At 34.6% G+C, this 19,530-nt stretch carries 16 protein-coding genes, 2 pseudogenes and 1 riboswitch; of the genes and pseudogenes, 3 read left to right on the top strand and 15 right to left on the bottom strand.

The genetic code is table 11. The features are described from left to right. Positions 1-131 precede the first annotated feature (131 nt). The 7 genes and pseudogenes from BAQ49_RS12355 to BAQ49_RS12330 form a co-directional block, all read right to left on the bottom strand. A pseudogene (locus BAQ49_RS12355) lies at positions 132-497 on the bottom strand (VOC family protein). Positions 498-590: 93 nt separating this feature from the next. Beyond that, positions 591-1,226, bottom strand: a complete 636-nt coding sequence (locus BAQ49_RS12350; RefSeq protein WP_071745552.1) for a YdbC family protein — start codon at positions 1,224-1,226, stop codon at positions 591-593. A 2-nt stretch (positions 1,227-1,228) separates the two neighbouring features. Beyond that, entirely contained in the window at positions 1,229-1,381 is a 153-nt protein-coding gene (locus BAQ49_RS33530; protein ID WP_244159094.1) for a hypothetical protein, read from the bottom strand. Then, on the bottom strand, positions 1,354-1,614 hold the full coding sequence (locus BAQ49_RS12345) for a PhzF family phenazine biosynthesis protein (protein ID WP_244159093.1): 261 nt from the start codon (positions 1,612-1,614) through the stop codon (positions 1,354-1,356). The genes BAQ49_RS33530 and BAQ49_RS12345 overlap by 28 nt, the downstream gene beginning before the upstream one ends. A gap of 60 nt (positions 1,615-1,674) precedes the next feature. Beyond that, positions 1,675-2,493, bottom strand: a complete 819-nt coding sequence (locus tag BAQ49_RS12340) for a nucleotidyltransferase (RefSeq protein ID WP_071745551.1) — start codon at positions 2,491-2,493, stop codon at positions 1,675-1,677. Between the two features lie 402 nt (positions 2,494-2,895). Continuing rightward, positions 2,896-3,282 (bottom strand): DUF4440 domain-containing protein, encoded by a 387-nt coding sequence (locus tag BAQ49_RS12335; protein ID WP_071745550.1) that lies wholly within the window; start codon positions 3,280-3,282, stop codon positions 2,896-2,898. Positions 3,283-3,431: 149 nt separating this feature from the next. Then, positions 3,432-3,776, bottom strand: coding sequence for a hypothetical protein (locus tag BAQ49_RS12330; RefSeq protein ID WP_071745549.1), 345 nt, complete (start codon positions 3,774-3,776; stop codon positions 3,432-3,434). A gap of 131 nt (positions 3,777-3,907) precedes the next feature. On the opposite strand from BAQ49_RS12330, the gene BAQ49_RS12325 reads away from it, so the two are divergent. Both BAQ49_RS12325 and BAQ49_RS12320 read left to right on the top strand, forming a co-directional pair. Continuing rightward, positions 3,908-4,471: a hypothetical protein gene (locus BAQ49_RS12325; protein WP_071745548.1), complete on the top strand. Its 564-nt coding sequence runs from the start codon at positions 3,908-3,910 to the stop codon at positions 4,469-4,471. A 217-nt stretch (positions 4,472-4,688) separates the two neighbouring features. Beyond that, a riboswitch (glycine riboswitch) is annotated at positions 4,689-4,809 on the top strand. A gap of 107 nt (positions 4,810-4,916) precedes the next feature. Then, positions 4,917-6,284 (top strand): alanine/glycine:cation symporter family protein, encoded by a 1,368-nt coding sequence (locus BAQ49_RS12320; protein WP_071745547.1) that lies wholly within the window; start codon positions 4,917-4,919, stop codon positions 6,282-6,284. Positions 6,285-6,556: 272 nt separating this feature from the next. On the opposite strand, the pseudogene BAQ49_RS32240 reads toward BAQ49_RS12320, so the two are convergent. Next, positions 6,557-7,054 (bottom strand): annotated as a pseudogene (locus BAQ49_RS32240) (DinB family protein). 14 nt (positions 7,055-7,068) lie between these two features. Next, complete coding sequence (locus BAQ49_RS12305; protein WP_071745546.1) at positions 7,069-7,836, bottom strand: DUF3891 family protein; 768 nt, start codon at positions 7,834-7,836, stop codon at positions 7,069-7,071. Positions 7,837-8,039: 203 nt separating this feature from the next. Here BAQ49_RS12305 and BAQ49_RS12300 point away from each other — a divergent pair, with 203 nt between their 5' ends. Next, a complete protein-coding gene (locus tag BAQ49_RS12300; protein WP_071745545.1) occupies positions 8,040-8,312 on the top strand; it encodes a non-specific DNA-binding protein Hbs in 273 nt (90 codons plus the stop codon). A 44-nt stretch (positions 8,313-8,356) separates the two neighbouring features. Here BAQ49_RS12300 and BAQ49_RS12295 read toward each other — a convergent pair whose 3' ends face one another. The 6 genes from BAQ49_RS12295 to BAQ49_RS12270 form a co-directional block, all read right to left on the bottom strand. After that, on the bottom strand, positions 8,357-8,899 hold the full coding sequence (locus tag BAQ49_RS12295; RefSeq protein ID WP_071745544.1) for a cold-shock protein: 543 nt from the start codon (positions 8,897-8,899) through the stop codon (positions 8,357-8,359). A gap of 29 nt (positions 8,900-8,928) precedes the next feature. Further along, entirely contained in the window at positions 8,929-9,684 is a 756-nt protein-coding gene (gene sfp / locus BAQ49_RS12290; protein ID WP_071745543.1) for a 4'-phosphopantetheinyl transferase Sfp, read from the bottom strand. 64 nt (positions 9,685-9,748) lie between these two features. Next, positions 9,749-11,191 (bottom strand): MDR family MFS transporter, encoded by a 1,443-nt coding sequence (locus BAQ49_RS12285; protein ID WP_071745542.1) that lies wholly within the window; start codon positions 11,189-11,191, stop codon positions 9,749-9,751. Next, a complete protein-coding gene (locus tag BAQ49_RS12280; RefSeq protein WP_071745541.1) occupies positions 11,191-11,415 on the bottom strand; it encodes an MbtH family protein in 225 nt (74 codons plus the stop codon). The genes BAQ49_RS12285 and BAQ49_RS12280 overlap by 1 nt, the downstream gene beginning before the upstream one ends. Further along, positions 11,412-18,572, bottom strand: a complete 7,161-nt coding sequence (locus BAQ49_RS12275; RefSeq protein ID WP_071745540.1) for a non-ribosomal peptide synthetase — start codon at positions 18,570-18,572, stop codon at positions 11,412-11,414. The genes BAQ49_RS12280 and BAQ49_RS12275 overlap by 4 nt, the downstream gene beginning before the upstream one ends. A gap of 33 nt (positions 18,573-18,605) precedes the next feature. After that, the gene (locus BAQ49_RS12270) at positions 18,606-19,499 is read right to left on the bottom strand and encodes an isochorismatase family protein (RefSeq protein WP_071745539.1); all 894 of its coding nucleotides are present in this window, start codon (positions 19,497-19,499) and stop codon (positions 18,606-18,608) included. Between the last annotated feature and the right edge of the window lie 31 nt (positions 19,500-19,530).

Here is a 19,530-nt window from a genome sequence, read left to right as displayed (position 1 = left end):
TGAAAATAATCAAAATGGATCCTTCTTCAGCTAAAATAATACTAGTTTTTATATACAATTTTTCAATAATTATAATCTTTGATAGAAAACATCGTTCAACAAACAAAATAATTTCGAAATCCCCTAATTTTTTACGCTTCAATATTTTCTTCACATACTCCAAAAAGAAGCCCTTGATTATCTATACAATAAGCAAAGTAACCCATATTAGGAATAGCAGTTTTAGGTACAACTACTTGTCCACCATTTTCAATGACTTTATTTATGTACTCATCAACTGAAGGTACTTCAATCGAATTAGTCGTCCTAGTAGCACCATCAGGTGATTTCATTAATCCACCATCAATACCAGGTCGATCCCTTTTCCCCGTTATAATGAACTAATAGTCATGTGACCCAGGCATTTTTTCAAACTTCCATCCAAAACTATTTGTATATAATTGAATAGCTTCTTCAGGGTTTGGGACTTGCAATTCAAATCTTAAAACTCTACTCATTTAAATATCTCCCCTCTTATTCTTGTACAAAGTAATTATATAAGAACAAATGTTCTATATTGAATTTTTCAAAACTAGCTACTTAAATATGTTCTAACTTAATTTAGAAGCGGCAACAGACCATTCTTCCTTCCGAATAACTCTCTTTCCATTTATATTTTCAACATACTCATTTACATTTGCTAACTGGTATAACGCAGGAAAAATTTCTTTCATATAACGTTCATGTGCTATTTCATCTTGCCAATACGTTAATACTATGTAACGATTTTCAGTCTTTAAAGACTTCCCTACAACTCCACCTAATATCCCTTTTGCATTTTCCATTCCTTTATTCCAAATTGTTTCTTGCGCATGTAAAAAGTATTTTTCTTTCCCTTCCCCCACATCGCAAATTGCAACTCTTACAAATGAACCTTGTGCAATTACGTCTTTCAAAGGAATTTCTGTTATATCATACAACGTTTGAAACATTTCAATATTGCAGGAAGTATATGTGCCTTCTTGATTACTATTAAAAAAAATTGTATCATGGGCGTCATTCATGAATGATTGATATGCATTTCTATCTTTCCATAAAGTATACACACATGCTTCATCTTCATTCCACCCACCAAATTGTCCATAGAATCCGTCTAAATACTGTAAATCACGCCATTTTTCTTGCGCATCAGAAAACAATTCCCTTTTCTCTTCTTCCACCTTGCAAAATATTGTTTTTAATAGCATTTCTATTCCCCCTTATGATATGATACGATCCATTTCCCACTTGCAATACTTTCTACTTTTCCGCCTACACTAACATTAATTTTACTCGCTACTTTTTCAGCTTGTATATGTATTAAAGAAGGCCTGTTTATTTCATATCCTTGTTCAACACGCATATCTGCCTTTTCTGTTCCAAAATATAACGATATTTTAGAAGATACGCTGCTAAACATTCGTTTGAGCTTCCTGTTGCCGTATCCTCTGGGATTCCATAGTAATCTGCAAAATTCATTTCTTTTGCTACTGTCTGCATTTCCTCACTGGAAACTTCCTGATTTTCCATAAACACTGCAAGTTGATTCCCTGTATACTTACCTCGTGAGAAGACATCTACAATATAAAAATCCAAATCCCTCACTCCTCTACTTTACTTCAATACCTTTTGTTTACATAACAAAATTATGATGAATTAAAAACGGATATTCTTCAAATAATCCACCGCTCTTTCTATCAACCAATTACCAAAGGTATCTAAAAACGATAAAATTTCTTCTATATCTTTTATAGGCTCAATTACATATTGTAATGCCTTCCTCATATTCTTTTTTTGCTCGGAAAAATGCTTACTAAATAGTGCATACGCTGGGTATAAGTCCCTGGAATAAAGCCCTTCTCTATCAATTGTTAATGCTAGACCGGCTCTGATTATTATTTTCATAATCCACCGACAGCAATCCTCTATATCATCCTCGTCTTGATTATGAATTAACTCTTTGTGTACTTGTTCAATTTGTTTCCGCAAATGAATGAGATGTTCATACGCTATCTCCTGACTTACTTTATATTTAGGTAAAAATAATTTTACGTCTTCACCCAATATACACACACTATGTGTTTGAATCATAAATCCTATAAAAGAAAAATCCTCTGAGTTTATTACTTCTTTTTCACTATAAAAACTTAACTCCACTCCTGATATACAAGTAAACTGCTGTGTAATTTGGACTTCTAGCTTCTTTCTCCAGCTTAAGTTTATTGCCTTAGGGTCCTTTTGAACTAAAATAATCATATCTACGTCTGCAATACCTTCTATTCCAATCCCTCTTGGAATAGAACCTCTTATATAAACACTATGCAAATCATCCCGTAACAATTGACAACAAGTATCCTTTATTTCTTGTATTACCTCCCAAAACACAGGCTGAATTTTATTCAAATGTGCATCGTTTATAATAAATCCTTGATCATCCACAGGACAAAAACGCCCTATTTTTTTTATTCTTGGCAATTTATCAACTCATTCCCCTTCAAAATATTGTTTTACTCCCCATATAACATATATTATAATTCGAATAATTCAGAATTATAAACAAAAAAATAGGACGTAAACACTCCTATAGGGTCGTTTACGTTCTATCTCTTTTATCATCATTCATTTTTCAAATACATAATAACTATTCTGTTCGGAATCATGTGATACAGTTATAACTTCATTATCCTGGTAAATATGTATTTCTGACATTGATATCAGAAATCCTTAAGCTACAGTAACTACAATAAAACTTACTAAAATAACTAATAGATATGTTAGTATTCGTAGGAGTGCACCACTTCAAGTTTAGATACGTAACAGATAGTTCAAGATACTACGTTTAAATTGATAATCTACATAAAATCAGCATCCTTCAAATTATTCCGTATATCTTTCCATATGCTGTCTATATAACTTCCACCCATCCATTTCTTTCTTAAAAACTTCCATCGCTAAAACAGATGCTATTTTTTTATCCTGCAAATAAAACTCTACAATAGCAGATAATATTAGTTCGTTCTCCATTCTTAAACTATGTGTTAAGTCTTTATATTTCCAATAAGGATTTTGTCCTTCATAACTTTTTAATGTTTCAATATTATCTTCTTTATATGTATCGCCTCGGTATACCTCATAGTCTCTATCACTGTAATACCCAAAGTAACCTATAAAATCATTTGATACCCAACTATTTATTTTTTCAATATTACCAGCATTTAAATCTTTACGATATTCCTCTACAGCATGTAAAGCTTCGTTCCTCATAGAATATATCTCCTTATATTTTCTTATATCATTTTTATATTCTCTTCTATATAAAATTCCCCTTCATAATATCGTTCAAACTTCAATTTTTAATATATAAAAAGCCATAAACAAATTAGGAAAGCCTCATTGTTTATGGCTCATTCTATTTACTTTTCAAATAAATAATAAGTAATCTCTCCCGGATAATGTAATACAGTTACTTTCCGATCCCCTTTTTTAAAACTAACAGTATGTCCGTTTTCCCCTAAGTTCTCCCATCCGGTTGCCTCCGTAATAGGCATAACACTTATATATTGATAATTCCCTTCATTATCATCATTAACATGTATTGCTGACATTGGTATTGGAAAATCTTCAATTTTGGATTCTTTGTTCATATATATGAGTGCAAGTAAACCAACTAATAACATGGCTGTTGAAATATTTGAAACTAGTTTTTTTCTGTTCATTTCCACTAAAAATCCCCTTTTCTCACATATTACTTTCAACATTTTACCTATTTTAATTTTTTATGTATATAAAAATTGTAATTCAAACCACTACTGCTTATATTCTCTACCTTCAATAACATTATTGTTGTATATTGTAATTATAAGTTTTTTATTTTTGGAGGCGTTGCACATTGAAGAAATTGTTTTTTAATAAATGGATGGTTGTAATTTCTATTTTTATCATTTTCTACACAATTAAAGATAAAAATAATAACAAAAAAGTAACCATAGAAACAGTTGATACAAAAGCATTCAAAACTAAATTACAACCTAAAATTAAGGAATTGACTACTAATTATAATGACATTATCGAAAAAGATTGGTTGCCTGCCTGGGAAGAGATTAACACGAACGGAGATTCAGTGGATAGAAATAAACTATTAATTACAATGAGTGCAGTTTCCAAACAATATGAAACAATTATGAACGAAATAGACACGATAAAAATCGAAGAAAACATAACGGATATACATATACAAAAACAACTAATCCAATTCAGAACTCAGTTTAAATCCGCATCAAATTACATGAAAAATGCAGCAGATTTAATTATTGATAAATACAATAATTCTACTCCAACCAATGAAATAATTGAAAATACAAAACAGGCTTTAGGGCTTGCCGATCAACATATTGTCATTGCTTTATCTACTTTAAATGAAGTTAAGGATAAATTAGGAATTTCTAAAAAATAAACTGTTTACTATTTCAAAATAAAAAATGATTGCATTTCACTAATTGTATATCTATAATGTTTTTATTGATTCTATACACAATCAATGCGTTTAAGTTTTGAATTTTATAATTCGGATGAACCATTCAGGAGAAGGTCTATTGATCTACCGACGGGGCAAAAAGTTGTAATACCAACTTTGAAACTCTCAGGTCTTGGTTACAAGTAGAACTGCATGGGGACGAATCTCTGGAGAGACTCCCTCTCGCTTTTAATAGCGCGGAGGAAAAAGAGCGCCGAAGGAGCAAATCCGCTAATCTAGCGGATAATCTCTCAGGTAAAAAGGACAGAGACAAGCGAAAGAAAATGCCGATTTGTATCGGTTTATTTTTCTATTCCTTGTTTCTCCAGAGACCATTTCATTTCCTTGAAGTGGTTTTTATTTTTTCTAAAAAAGGAGAATACAGATGGAGACAGTAAGTAAAGTATTAGAACAAATTAATCAGTATGTGTGGGGGTTACCAACTTTGTTGCTACTCGTTGGAACTGGTATTATTCTCACAGTGCGCTTAAAAGGTTTACAGTTTAGTAAACTAATATACGCTCACAAACTAGCTTTTAAAAAATCAGAGGATACATCATCTTCTGGAGATATTAGTCACTTTCAAGCACTGATGACAGCTATGGCTGCAACGATTGGTATGGGAAATATAGCGGGTGTCGCAACTGCTGTAACAATTGGTGGACCCGGCGCAATCTTTTGGATGTGGATTACTGCTTTATTCGGAATGGCAACAAAGTATGCCGAAGCAATCCTTGCGGTGAAATACCGTGTTAGTAATGAAAATGGTGAATACTCCGGTGGACCAATGTATTATTTAGAACGTGGTTTAGGGAAAAAGTGGCTGGCTGTTTTATTCGCTATATTCGGCACAGCTGCATCTTTCGGTATCGGTAATATGGTGCAATCTAATTCAGTTGCAGAGGCAATGCGAATCAACTTCTCTTTCCCCCCTGCTTTAACTGGTATATTCATGTCATTTTTAATCGCTATTGTTATTTTAGGCGGTGTAAAAAAAATCGGGAAAGTGACGGGATTTATCGTTCCTATTAAAGCTTTCTTTTATATAATTGCTGGTCTTATTATTATTTTCTATCACTTTGATCAAATTCCAGAAGCATTTTCACTTATTTTTTCTGGTGCATTTCAAGGTACAGCAGCCGCTGGTGGTTTTATTGGAGCGACAGTTGCATCAGCTATTCAAATAGGAATGGCGCGTGGTGTATTTGCGAACGAAGCTGGTTTAGGTAGTGCTCCTATTGCAGCGGCTGCAGCAAAAACAGATTCACCTGCAAAACAAGCTTTAGTTTCTATGACTGGTACTTTTCTTGATACATTTATCGTCTGTACAATTACAGGACTTGTATTAATTACAACAGGTGCATGGAAATCTGGTAAAACCGGAGTTGAAGCTACAACATTAGCATTCCAATCCGTATTCGGTACTGCTGGTAGTATGATTCTCGGTATCGCCATTATATTATTCGCCTACTCTACTATTTTAGGATGGTCGTATTACGGTGAGAAGTGTGTAGCTTATTTATTTGGACAAGGTGCTGTACGATATTATAAAGCAATCTTTATCGTTATGATTGCTATTGGAGCTAATTTAAAGTTAGGTGTTGTATGGACATTTGCCGATATCGCGAATGGGCTTATGGCGATTCCAAACTTAATTGGTCTAATTGGATTAAGTGGTGTAGTTGTCGCTGAAACAAATCGGTTTTTACAAGCGGAGAAATTAAAAAAACACAATAAAAAACAGGCAAGTTAATGTTTGCTTGAAATAAAATCAGTTCAAATTTCATTACAAATATCGATTGTATATAGAATAAACCCACATATTTTGAAAAATGATTGTTCAAAATATGTGGGTTTTAATTATTGTCCACTTAAACAAACACAACTGTTAGTTTAAGAATATCCCTTCATGATTAACATAAATAACACTTTCTTTAAACAGTATAACTTTATTTTAAAGTCACAGTTAATCTATCAAAAAAGGAATGACTCATATATAATGAGCATTCTTTTTTTCAAACTATATTACTCCCCATCCTTCTGAACCATATGTAAATAAAGTACAAAATCCATCATAGTTGACGAAGCATCGCTGTTATATTCCCTCTATGATATGTACAATGATTTACGACGTGTGGTACTAGCTCTAAAATTGAAGTTTCTAATTTCCCTACATAAGGGTTCTCAATAACAAATACAGCATTTACTTCTTTTAGTGTATTTAGAAATTTTTTATACTGATTTGCCATATTTATAAACATTTTTTCTAATTCATGTAACAACTTGTTTTTATAGTTTTTCACGATCTTGTATTGCCTCACTCATACTTTTACCATGTAATATGTGTAACCATACGTGATCGGTAATATAAATATGTAAAAAAGTATCCTTAATTGAGGAGAATACACTCTGTATCTGTTCATTAAAAATTGTCTCCTAGTTTGGTAACTCTTTTAGTCGGTTGAATAATCGTGTATTAGCTCAAGCATGGTAATCAAACTGTTTTAACATGTAATCTTTCAATCTAAATCGTCTCCTTATTGTATGAAATGAATGTTTTGCTTCTTCATTTCCGATTCTCTATCAGCTTTTACAATCCCTTTTTCATTCATTTCATGTTTATTTATAGTTTTATATTTTACATACGTATAAAATTCCGTTTTAAATGGAAACGGCGTAATTTGAATTGTTTCTTCATCCACCCATTCAGCTTGAATAGGCTTCTCCCCCTTACTATTAAACATTTCTGTTCCTTCAAAACCATCTTTAAATAAATCAATTTCATCTTTCTTTTTTACACCAGGTTTATTCATACATACATATAAAGAAAGTTCATCACACAACTTTAATAATCTATAATGTTTATCGAACATCGCATATCGTTCATTTGTTAGCGTTTTCAAAATTCTTTTTTGTCGTTCTAATTCATGTTTATAAAAAGACATCATCTCTTCATCTTCCTCATTTAATGGAAATGATAAAAAGTGCTTACTACAAAGTAGCGCCCCGTATGGATTAGAATCTTCAATTTCATTCAAACCAATCGTATAAAAAACAAAGCGTAATGAACTTGGACAATCCATAAATGTATATGGAATATTTTTAGCATCATTCAAAATTGGTACTTTATCAAGCTCTATCCATCCTCTGTCATGCTCATATATTGCATCAACTGTTTCTTTTAAATATGTTTTACCTTCAAAAAATTCTTCTTTTATATGCTTTGCAATCTCTCCAGCTAAAAAACCATGATCATGTTGACGAATTAATATACTTTGTTTCTCATTCTTTTCACGAAAAATCATCTGTATACTCCCCCTCATCTTCATATTATAGCTTGTCGTATGCATCAATTCTTAATAAATCCCTTTTAATTTGCAGGGATTCAGTTTCTTTCAACGAAATTAACATTAATATACAGCATTCTTTCTAATCACAAAGTTAGCCTTATCTTTACTATCCATTATACTAAAACATTCTTTCTAAAAAATTTTTATGAGGTGAAAACATGAATAAAACAGAATTAATTAAAAATGTGGCACAATCAGCTGATATTTCTCAAAAGGACGCTTCTGCAGCTGTACAATCTGTATTTGACTCAATTGCCACTGCATTACAATCTGGCGATAAAGTTCAACTGATTGGCTTTGGAACTTTTGAAGTGCGTGAAAGATCTGCTCGCACAGGTCGTAACCCGCAAACTGGAGAAGAAATTCAGATTGCAGCTGGTAAAGTTCCAGCATTTAAAGCAGGTAAAGAATTAAAAGAAGCTGTTAAATAAACAAGAAACCAGCCTATAAAATGGCTGGTTTTTTTGTTTATTTCTTATTTAAGTACTTCCTTTATATTCTCTGCATGATAAACTTCACAAATATAAAATATACATTTGCAATTACTTACAATTTGATATTTTCTAGTTGGATACACATTTGCCGCTACCGAGCATCCATCAAACAACTCGATAATATTTCCAGAAGGCTGATACCCTTCGTATAATACGTTTCTTCTTACTTCCATCTTTTCTATAAGCTTTTCAACTGGAATATTTTCACTCTCTAATTCACTCTTTATCGTGTCCGGTAAAAACGAAGTGTCCGCAAAAATTAGATTTTCAGATAACACCTTGCCTTTATAACTAACATTAGATACACGATAAAGAAATGTTCCGTTTTTATCAAAGAAATTCTTTGCTTCTTTCGGAATGTACTGCCTATCCATTACTTCTTGTTCTAGAACATCAAATTGAACTGTATCATTCAAAAGCTTTTCTAAAGCAAGAATAGATGATGTATCTCTAGAAAATAAAATATTTTTAATTGCTTGTACATTATAAGTTAATTCACTTTTTCTATTTTCCGCCACTAACATGAGGAACACCTCTTCTATAAAATATTTTATTAAATTGATTTATAATTTAATAGCGATACCGCGTCTAACTGCTTAATTTCAGTTACTTCTTTACTAAATATTGCAATGGAAGCCATATAATCTAAACTAGGTCTTACATCTTTCATCCGTGTATTTTCTGCTAACTCTTGTCTATCCTTAAAAACCAACAATTTAGGAGGATCATTTGGAGCTGATACAGTAATTTCTACTGGTGGAATCAATAGCCCTTCACCTGTCGCTTTCAGCACTGCTTCTTTTCGAGTCCAATATGTTAAAAATCCTTCTAGTCGCTGCTCATTAGGTAATTTCATAACTTGTGCTATTTCAATGTCTGTTAATACGCCCTCTGCCATTTTCATCACTTCTACATTTGGATTCATTTGTTCAATATCAACACCGACAGATGCAGATTTTGTAAATGCAACGACAACCCACTCACCCGAATGTGAAACTGATAATTGTGGCATACCTTCTGGTAATTGCGGCCTACCATGTTGTAACTTACATACTGGGCACATTCGATCAATCGGCACTTGAACTGGTGAAATGGAAAGTATCTTTCCAAGGACTAATCTACTAATTACGCAACCTATTATAAAACGTGCACGATCTGCCGAATGATGATATGAATTTGCTTTCTCTCGCTCTACATCATTTAGTAAATTGTAATGCCATGATTGTAAATCTGAAATTCTCGCCCACCATATTTGACAATCATTCTCATTCAAAGTTGGTATAGAATCTACAACTTTACTTTCTATCATGTAAACTCTCTCCTTTTAAATGCCAATATCACTTTATTTCAAAAGAGTATTGACATGCTACAACTTATTCATTTACAACTTCTTTCTCTTTTTGTAATACAGATAACGGCTTTTTATTCTTCTTTGACATTACTTCTTTATCAGAAATACGTAAAGAAAATAGTAATGCTAGAAGTAAAAATATTGCCGATCCAATTAATGCTGCTTGATATGGCAAGAAATCGGCTGGAGCATCATTTTGTACACTATTACTTCCAAATCCAGATAGTATACTAGCTAAAACAGCAACTCCTATTACAGATCCTAATCGATTTTGCACATTGAATATAGTAGTTGCTCTCCCCATAGAAGGTGGTGTGATATTGTTAAATGCAGAAAATTGAACTGCACCGACAGATTGACCTAAGAAAATACCTATGCCAAACAATAGTGCCCGTATTTGCCATGGATTCGTATCGTGATTTACAAAACTTAATAAAACAAATATAACCGCTGTACTTATTAATCCAATAGAGATTACCTTTCGAGCTCCTAATTTCTTATATGACCATGGCGTAATCTGTGAAGAAATCATTAATCCAATCGCCTCTGGGAATGTCGTAAGACCTGATTCCAGCGCGGAAACTCCGATTACATTTTGATACATAAGCGGGAAAACAAATAACATTCCTAGTAAACCAGCAGATGAAAACAAGGATATGAGACTCATTTTTCTAAAAACTGGTTCTTTTAATAAGCGTAAATCTAACATCGGTTGCTTTACTTTCAGTTCTACAATAATAAACAATGTAATGAACAGAATCCCAGCTATCCCAGTGCTTATTATTTCTGGAGAAATCCAACCTTTTGATGGTCCTTGGCTAAGTGCATAGATTAGCATCGCAAAACCTGGTGCTGAAAGAACAAAACCGAGAGAATCAAAACGACCAGCTGATTTTTCAATATGCTCTGCTAAAAATAGAAGTCCAAATAGCAACGCAATGATACCAAACGGCAGATTAATATAAAATGCCCAGCGCCAAGACATTTGATCTACAAAGAAACCACCAATAATTGGTCCGATCGCTGGTGCTACAGCAATTGGAAGTACAATGAACCGGGAAATCTTCGGTCTTTCCTCTGGTGAAAATGTTCGGAATAACATCGCCATTCCGACCGGTGTTAAAAGCCCTCCACCAGCACCTTGAATGATACGGAAAATATTTAATGAAGTAATATCGTTAGCCATTCCGCATAAAGCAGAGGCAATTGTAAATACGAAAAGAGCAATTAAAAATACTCTTTTCGTACCAAAGCGATCTCCTAACCAACCAGAAATCGGAAGGAAAACAGCTAAACTAACTAAATACCCAACATTTACTGTTCCCATTGCAGATGGGGGCACTTGCAGTTCTTTGCTTATCGTTTGCAGTGCTACATTCACAATCGTTGCATCCATCGCAGCCATAAACATCGCTGTTATATAAACGATGCTTACAACTACTTTTGGATTTATTTTTGCTTTCATTATCGTTTTCCTACTAATGTTTTTTCGCTAACTTGATTACTTTTTGGATTCAAATCTTTCCAGTTACATTCAACATATTCTAAGCAAACTTGTCTGCTAGCTTCTTCATGTACGACATTCCATCCAATAGGTACATCGAGAAAGGCCGGCCAGAGAGAATACTGGCCCTCCTCATTCATTAATACTTTATATGTGTAATTATCATTTTCAAATGGATTCGTCATACTCTACTTACCCCTTTCTTATTCTGCAAATATTTCGCTAGCACTTGTCCAATTTCTGTAAGCGGCCCTGGCTGACATAAATCCTTATGTCTACAATCAATATCATGTTGCACGATATCTCCATCTAAATAATTTAGCCATGTATTTGGAGAAATAGGATCAAACCAGTCTGGTATAATAGTAGATCTAAAGAATAAAATATCCCCGTTATAAACTTTCGGTACATATTTTCCTAACAACCCTACCGAATTTACATATGTTTCTTTCAAGTTCAAAATAGTCTCTTCTTCAAGACTTGCTAATGCACTTCCATCTTTACGAAGTATTGCAACCGCACTTTCCATAGTAAGTGGTTTACCCTCCATGTTATCTGGATCATATCCACCTAAAGCAAGTAATGCGATTAACGCTTCTTCTTCAGTAGGTGCTTCCGTATTCGGTAAGAAGTGACCAGGATAAGAATCGAGCATAACGAGTAATTCTACTTCTTCCCCTTCATTTTGTAGTCGCGCCGCCATTGCATGAACAACATTTCCTCCAAGCGACCATCCAAGTAAACGATATGGTCCGTGAGGCTGTACTTCACGAACATGTTTTAAATAATCCGCCGCCATTTCCTCTAAGCTTTTTGGAAGTTCTTCATTTTTAGCGATACCACGCGCTTGTACACCATAGATTGGATAATCTGTTCCTAAAGATTTCATAAGTCCTGCATAGCACCAACTTAATCCACCTGCTGGATGTACACAAAATAGTGGTAATTTATCTCCGCTTGCTCGTAATGGAAGTAACACATCAAGTGCACTTTGACTATTCCCCATTTCAAGTCTTTCAGCAAGCCCCGCAACAGTAGGTGCTGCAAATAAAGTTCCAATATTCAGTTCAACGCCAAGTGCCTCTTTCATGCGACTCATAAGCTGCACTGCAAGAAGTGAATGACCACCAAGATCAAAGAATCCGTCGTCAATTCCAATTTGAGACACACTTAAAACTTCTGTAAACAAGTCACATAACATTTCTTCTTGCGGTGTTCTCGGTCCGCGGCTAGAAGATGATGCAATAAATTCTGGAGCTGGCAATGCCTTTCTATCTAATTTACCGTTTGGAGTTAAAGGTAACTCATTTACTACTACAAAAGCGTATGGAACCATATAATCTGGCAAACTACCTCCAGCATGCTGACGCATTTCATTCGTATCAATCGTTTCATTATTTGATGCGACGATATAAGCAACTAATCGTTTATCCCCTGGTTGATCTTCTCGGACAATAGCGGCTACTTGTTCAACTTTATCGTGTTTCATTATGACCGCTTCTATTTCCCCTAATTCAATTCGGAATCCACGAATTTTAATTTGATGATCTGCACGTCCTATATAATCTAACGTCCCGTCTTGACGCCAGCGAGCTAAGTCTCCTGTACGATACATTCTTGTACCAGGTTTACCAAATGGATCTGCGATAAAGCGTTCAGCAGTTAATCCAGCTCTTCCTAAATATCCACGAGCTAGTCCAGCACCTGCAACATACATTTCTCCAACTACTCCTGGTGGCACTGGTTGTAAATAGTTATCTAATACGTATACTTTAAGATCTGGTATACTGCACCCGATTAAACTATTTGCTCGTAAAGAAACGATACTCTCATCTAACTCAATATAACTAACATGTACCGTCGTCTCCGTTATACCGTACATATTAATAAGTTTCGGTGCGTTATGAGGATGGCGACTATACCAATCCTCTAATCGACTTAGTTCAAGTGCTTCTCCGCCAAAAACAACATATCGTAAAGATAATTTTTGACCAATCTTTTCATTTTCACGATCTGCTTGCATCAATTGATAGAACGCTGATGGAGTTTGGTTTAAAACTGTAACCTTTTCCTTAACAAGAAGCTGTAAAAATTCTTTCGGCGAGCGACTTACAGTATGTGGTACTACAATTAAACGCCCTCCATATAATAAAGGTCCCCAAATTTCCCAAACCGAGAAATCAAAAGCATATGAATGGAACATCGTCCACACATCGTCTGCGTCAAATTGGAACCAATGATCAGTTGCTCCTAAAAGTCTTACTACATTTTGATGAGGTATCATAACCCCTTTCGGTCTACCTGTTGAGCCTGACGTATAAATAACGTAAGCAATATGTGAAGGAGATAACGGCTTCATACGCTCCATTTCATCAATATTGTCTTCACTATATTTCTCAATTTCTTCTATTACGTTCACATCATCAACTAAAATCTTTAGTGCCTCATCACATTCAATTTCCACATCTAAATTTGTTAAAACACATGATGGTTTCGCATCGTGAAGCATAAATGAAATACGATCTGACGGGTACTCTGGATCTAATGGAAGATAACCTGCTCCTGCTTTAAGAACCGCAAGTAAACTCACAACCATATTTAAAGATCTCGGCATCGCTAAAGCAACGAGTTGATCAGGACCGATTCCTTTTGCTATTAACGAACGAGCTATTTTATTCGCTTTTCTATTTAACTCTTCATAAGTTAGCTTTTCACCTTCAAAGACGACAGCAATAGAATTTGGATTTACATGAGCCTGCTTTTCAAATAATTGTGGCAATGTCATTTCAGGCACAATTTGAAAACCACCATTCCACTTTTCTAAAACTGTATTTCGCTCTGCTAAAGTTAATATTTCTAATCTACCAATTGATTGATCCGGATGTTTCGCTGCATCATCTAATAATAGAATGAATCGTTCTATTATTTTTTGAACCGTTTCACGTTTATATAAATCGGTACTAAACTCTAACAATCCGTGTAAGCCGTTTGGAGTAGCATCAACTCCATTACTCTCGCTAATTTCAAATGTTAAATCAAATTTTGCAGAACCAACACTTTGAATTTCAAGGCTCGCTTCTAAATCCGGGACATCAAACGTCGCTTCAGGCGTATTTTGGAAAGCTAACATAACTTGAAACAGCGGATGACTATTTCGGGTACGTACTGGGTTTAACACTTCAACGAGTCGTTCAAATGGAACATCTTGATTTTCATACGCTGCAAGATTTACCTGCTTTACTCTATTTAATAATTCTTTAAAACTTGGATCTCCTGATGTATTTGTACGTAACACTAATGTATTTACAAATAAACCCACTATATTTGATAGCGCATCGTCATTTCTTCCGGCAATCGGACTTCCAATTGGTATATCAGTTCCAGCACCTAATCTTGTAAATAGTGCACTAAGTCCCGCTTGCAGCACCATAAACAAACTAACTCCATTTTTACGACCAAGTTCTACTAACCTACTATGCATACCTTTATCTATATGAAAATGAATTGTTTCTCCGCGATAACTTGTTTCAATTGGACGCTGATAATCTGTAGGCAACTCCATTTGATCTGGTAAACCTTTTAGCTCTTCTTTCCAAAAATCTAATTGTGTTGAAATAAGGCTCTCTGGTGTAGATTCATCACCTAGTAGTTGCTGTTGCCAAAGTGAATAATCTGCGTATTGAACTGGAAGGGCTTCTAATTGAACACTATCACCTTGACATCGTGCTTTATAAGCTAGTGTAAAGTCTCTCGTTAACGGTTGTAATGACCATCCATCTCCTACAATATGATGTAAAAGAATTAGTAAAACATGTTCGTTGTCACTCACTTTAAAAAGTTGTAAACGAACTGCTGGCTCAACATCTAGGTTAAAGCTATATTTTACCGCCTCTGAAAGTACACTTTCTAATTCATCTTTACTTGTTTTTGTTATAATCATTTCTAGATTTAAGTCTTCCATATTTAAAATTTTCTGATATGAACTACCTAATACGTTAGGGAAAATTGTTCTAAGTGTTTCATGTTTCTTCACTACATCATAAAAGGCACCTTGCAGTGCTTCCTCATTCAATTTTCCAGACATACGAATGACTAACGGAATATTATAAGTAGGACTTGGACCTTCTAAACAATTTAAGAACCATAACCTGCGCTGTGCAAATGAAAGTGGAACTTCATTTGGCCTACTTACTTTCTTAATAGCTGGTCTTGCGCTTTTTGCACGATCTAATTGTTTCGCTAATTCAACAACAGTTGGTGATTCAAATAGCTTTCCGATCCCTAATTCTACACTTAACGTTTCACGAATTCTTGCCATTAAACGAGATGCAAGAAGCGAATGGCCACCCATTTCAAAGAAATTATCATCTATACTAATTCGCGAAACACCAAGTACTTCTGCAAATAAATCACATAGTATTTCTTCTTTCGGATTTCTAGCAACTCTCTCATTGTTCATTCCATTAAAATCAGGAGCAGGTAATTTCTTTCTATCAACCTTACCATTTGGTGTTAATGGTAATTCTTCTAGTGCAACAAATGCCGATGGTACCATATAATTCGCTAAACTTTCTGAAACATAAGAACGAATCTCTGAAAGATTAATTGGTTCCTTCTCTTCGGCAACGATATACGCAATGATTCGTTTATCATTTGGGCGATCTTCTCGTACCATTACTACCGCTTGTTGAATATTTTCATGTCGTTGTAATACCATTTCTATTTCAGCTAATTCAATTCGGAAACCACGAATTTTAATTTGATGATCTGCTCGGCTCACGTACTCTAGCACACCGTCGTTACGCCATTTCACAAGATCACCTGTGCGATACATACGCTTCCCTGGTTCTCCGTATGGATTTGCAACAAATCGTTCAGCCGTTAACTCCGGTTTTCCTAAATATCCGTTCGCAAGTCCTTCTCCTGCAATATATAATTCACCGATAACTTCAGGTGGAACAGGTTGTAACCCTGCATCCAAAACGTACACTTCTGTATTCCAAATTGGTCTTCCAATAGGAGGTATACCATTTTCACTGTCATCAATGTTCATGAAAGTAGACCAAATAGTCGTTTCAGTTGGTCCATATAAGTTAGTTATAGAGCAACCTAATTCTTTTAATGTATTTGCTAAATGTGCCGGAAGAGCTTCACCGCCAACGAGTACGTTTAGCCCTTGTATCCTCTCTGGATATTCATTTACTAACGCTTGCCACAACGTCGGTGTAGCTTGCATAATTGTCGCTCTTTCTTCTTGTAACAATGTGGTTAACGCAGAAGGCTCTTGGATTACCTCTTTTTGTGCAATTGTTAAACTTGCACCACTAATAAGAGGTAAATAAATTTCTAGAGCAGAAATATCAAACGCAAACGTTGTAACTGCTAATAAATGATCGTTTTCATTTAATGAAAACATATCTTTCATAGCTAATAAGAAGTTACTTAAACCTTTCATAGTAACAATTACACCTTTTGGATTTCCGGTTGATCCTGAAGTGTAAATTGTATACGCTGGGTTTAAAAGTGATTCATCATTTTTAAATGGTATATTCATATGAGAATATGTTTTTAACGCTATTTTCGTTTCTTCGCTATCTAATATAATTTTTTTAATATCATTTTCTATAACTAAAGTAGATGAAACAGATGAATGTGTTATGATACAAACTGGATTTGCATCATTTACTATATAATGAATTCGCTCGGCTGGATATTCTGGATCTATCGGTAAATACGCTGCACCAGCCTTTAGAACTGCTAGCATACTAACTACCATTTCTATTGATCTTGGAAATACTAAGGCTACAAACTGATTTGCTTGTATTCCTTCTTCTACTAAATAGGTTGCTAATTCATTCGCTCGTTCATTTAGCTCTTTATACGTAAGTTTTTTCCCGTTACAAGTAACCGCTATTTTATTCGGATTTTTTTGTACTTGTTTTTCAAATAATAAAGGTAGCTTGATTAGTTCTTCAGCTTCCTTCGTTTCATTCCATTCCAATAAAACTTTATGATTTTCTTCAGGAAGAGTAATGTTTATTTTTCCAATCGGCTCGTTTTTCTCATAATTATTTACTACTACTTCTAATAGATTCATAAATCTTTCTTTATGCAATGCTAGTTCCATATCGCTATATACTTCTGGATTCGCATCAAAATGAACCATTAACTCATTTTCATCGAAACGTTTATATACATTTATCGTTAAATCATCGACAGGTCCTGCTGATAAATTATGTGTAATACCTCGATTTCCAGCAAAGTTAAGTCCGTAATCAAAAGGCATAACATTCACTAACGGCCCAAACAACTTTTGATTTTCACCTAGTAACTTTAAGTCTCTCCTTAATTCCTCATGACGGTATTTATGATGACGACGTACGTCCCGAATTTCTTTAGAAACTTGCTGTATGAATTCCGCAAGAGTTATATTTGGAGTTATAGTGAGACGAAGTGGAACTAAATTCATTACCATGCTTGGTGTATGAATAGATACAGAACCAAGACGCCCCATCATCGGTAACCCTAAAACAATATCATTTGCACCTGTTAATTTATGCATGTAAATACTTGTTACGGCTACAATAAATTCGGGCCAACTCGTTAACGGAATATTAATATCTTCTAGTAAAGTTTTCGTACTAGCATTTGATAAATAAGCAGTTTCCCGTAAAAATCCATTTGATGTTCTCGGCGCTCGTTCTGCCAAACTTACAACTTCTGGTTCATCTGCAAACTTTTCTAACCAAAAAGTACGATCTTCCTGAAATTGTTTAGACTCACGATACTTATTATCTTCTTGTACAATTTTTGCAAGAGAACCAAATGGCTTTTCATTCTTGTTTGTTTCTTCTATAAGTGATGTATACTCATTCGCTACCTTTTGGCTAAGAAGTGAAAATCCATAGCCATCCATCACAATGTGATGGATGCGCTGATACCAAAAGTAACGATTATTTTCAACTTGAATAAGTACTTCGGTAAATAATTTATCCTCTTTTAAATCCACAGGCATAGATAAATCATTTTTCATCCATACTTTAGCAGCTTCTTCAGGATTTTTTTCTTTACGAACGTCAATAAAATGCATATGAAACTTTGACGATTCCTCAATAACTTGCCATGGGCCAATTTCATCCTCTTCGAAACGAACATGAAGTGCCTCTGCTTCCGTTATAACTTTACGTACAGCTAACTCGAAAATTTCTTGATTAATCGTTCCGTTTATTTCTACATATTCCCCAGTATTATAAATCGGATTAAGCGGATCTAATTGCTGCGCAAACCACATACCAGATTGTGCAGACGATAACGAATGACGAGTCTTTTGACAATTAGACATTCTTTACTACCCCTTTATTATGTAGTCTATTTGTTACAACATCTGTGCTGCTTGTGAAGATAGTAAACTGTACCAATCGGCAACAGTTGGACGTTCTGCTAAATCTGCAAAAGTGATTTCTTTCCCTTCGCGACGCCACTTCTCTACTAAACTCATAATTCTGACCGAATCAAGTCCTCTATTTAATAAATCTTCATCAACTTTAATACTCTCTACTGGCTCACGAAGTAGTTGTGCAACTAGTTCGTGCACTTCCTGTAAAGTGATCCCTTTACTCTCATCACCTTTTACACTTTGTAAATCTTTTAATATTAAGTTTGTTGATGTCGTTACTGCACATCGATTAGATGCATACTGCAATGCTTGTTTATGATGCTCTAGTGAAAAATCAGCTACTCCATCTGCTACAAAAAATGGCTCTATACCATCCATAAATGCTTCACAAGCTGTTAAAAGGCAGCCAATATGCGCATAAATACCGCAAATAATAAGTTGATCTCGTCCTTGTTCATTTAAAATTTCTAATAGATTCGTCTTTTTAAATGCACTATATCTCCATTTTGTTAGGAATATATCATCCTCATCAGGAGTAAGTTCATCGACAATTTTCTTTTTATCCGGTCCAGCGGGAATACCATCACCCCAAAAGTCTTGTAATAACCCTCGTTGTTCTAACGTTTGTCCACCAGGCTGTGCTGTATAAACAACTGGTATGCCAAGTTCCTTACATCTTTCTCTTATCACCTTAATATTTGAAATTAGTTCTACTTTTGGCGATTCTTTATCGCTATATGCATCAAGAAAATATTCTTGCATGTCATGGATTAGAAGAACCGCACGTTTCGGATCTGGCGTCCAATTCACTTTATTTTTTGGTAGTTCTGATTCAATTGGCATTTTATATACTGAAATAGATGGGATAGCCATCTAATCACTTCCTTCCGATTTTAATAGTTTT

The organism is Bacillus proteolyticus, assembly GCF_001884065.1.
Classification (GTDB): Bacteria; Bacillota; Bacilli; order Bacillales; family Bacillaceae_G; genus Bacillus_A; species Bacillus_A proteolyticus.
Note: the sequence above shows the minus strand (reverse complement) of the source record. Positions and strands in the feature narration are given on the sequence as shown.

Bases quoted from the DNA above. Each gene is read 5' to 3' on its own strand.
- BAQ49_RS12350 (WP_071745552.1), bottom strand. From the start codon at position 1,226: ATGCTATTAAAAACAATATTTTGCAAGGTGGAAGAAGAGAAAAGGGAA.
- BAQ49_RS33530 (WP_244159094.1), bottom strand. From the start codon at position 1,381: ATGCGTGTTGAACAAGGATATGAAATAAACAGGCCTTCTTTAATACAT.
- BAQ49_RS12335 (WP_071745550.1), bottom strand. From the start codon at position 3,282: ATGAGGAACGAAGCTTTACATGCTGTAGAGGAATATCGTAAAGATTTA.
- BAQ49_RS12330 (WP_071745549.1), bottom strand. From the start codon at position 3,776: ATGTTGAAAGTAATATGTGAGAAAAGGGGATTTTTAGTGGAAATGAAC.
- BAQ49_RS12320 (WP_071745547.1), top strand. From the start codon at position 4,917: ATGGAGACAGTAAGTAAAGTATTAGAACAAATTAATCAGTATGTGTGG.
- BAQ49_RS12305 (WP_071745546.1), bottom strand. From the start codon at position 7,836: ATGATTTTTCGTGAAAAGAATGAGAAACAAAGTATATTAATTCGTCAA.
- BAQ49_RS12300 (WP_071745545.1), top strand. From the start codon at position 8,040: ATGAATAAAACAGAATTAATTAAAAATGTGGCACAATCAGCTGATATT.
- BAQ49_RS12295 (WP_071745544.1), bottom strand. From the start codon at position 8,899: ATGTTAGTGGCGGAAAATAGAAAAAGTGAATTAACTTATAATGTACAA.
- sfp (WP_071745543.1), bottom strand. From the start codon at position 9,684: ATGATAGAAAGTAAAGTTGTAGATTCTATACCAACTTTGAATGAGAAT.
- BAQ49_RS12285 (WP_071745542.1), bottom strand. From the start codon at position 11,191: ATGAAAGCAAAAATAAATCCAAAAGTAGTTGTAAGCATCGTTTATATA.
- BAQ49_RS12280 (WP_071745541.1), bottom strand. From the start codon at position 11,415: ATGACGAATCCATTTGAAAATGATAATTACACATATAAAGTATTAATG.
- BAQ49_RS12275 (WP_071745540.1), bottom strand. From the start codon at position 18,572: ATGTCTAATTGTCAAAAGACTCGTCATTCGTTATCGTCTGCACAATCT.
- BAQ49_RS12270 (WP_071745539.1), bottom strand. From the start codon at position 19,499: ATGGCTATCCCATCTATTTCAGTATATAAAATGCCAATTGAATCAGAA.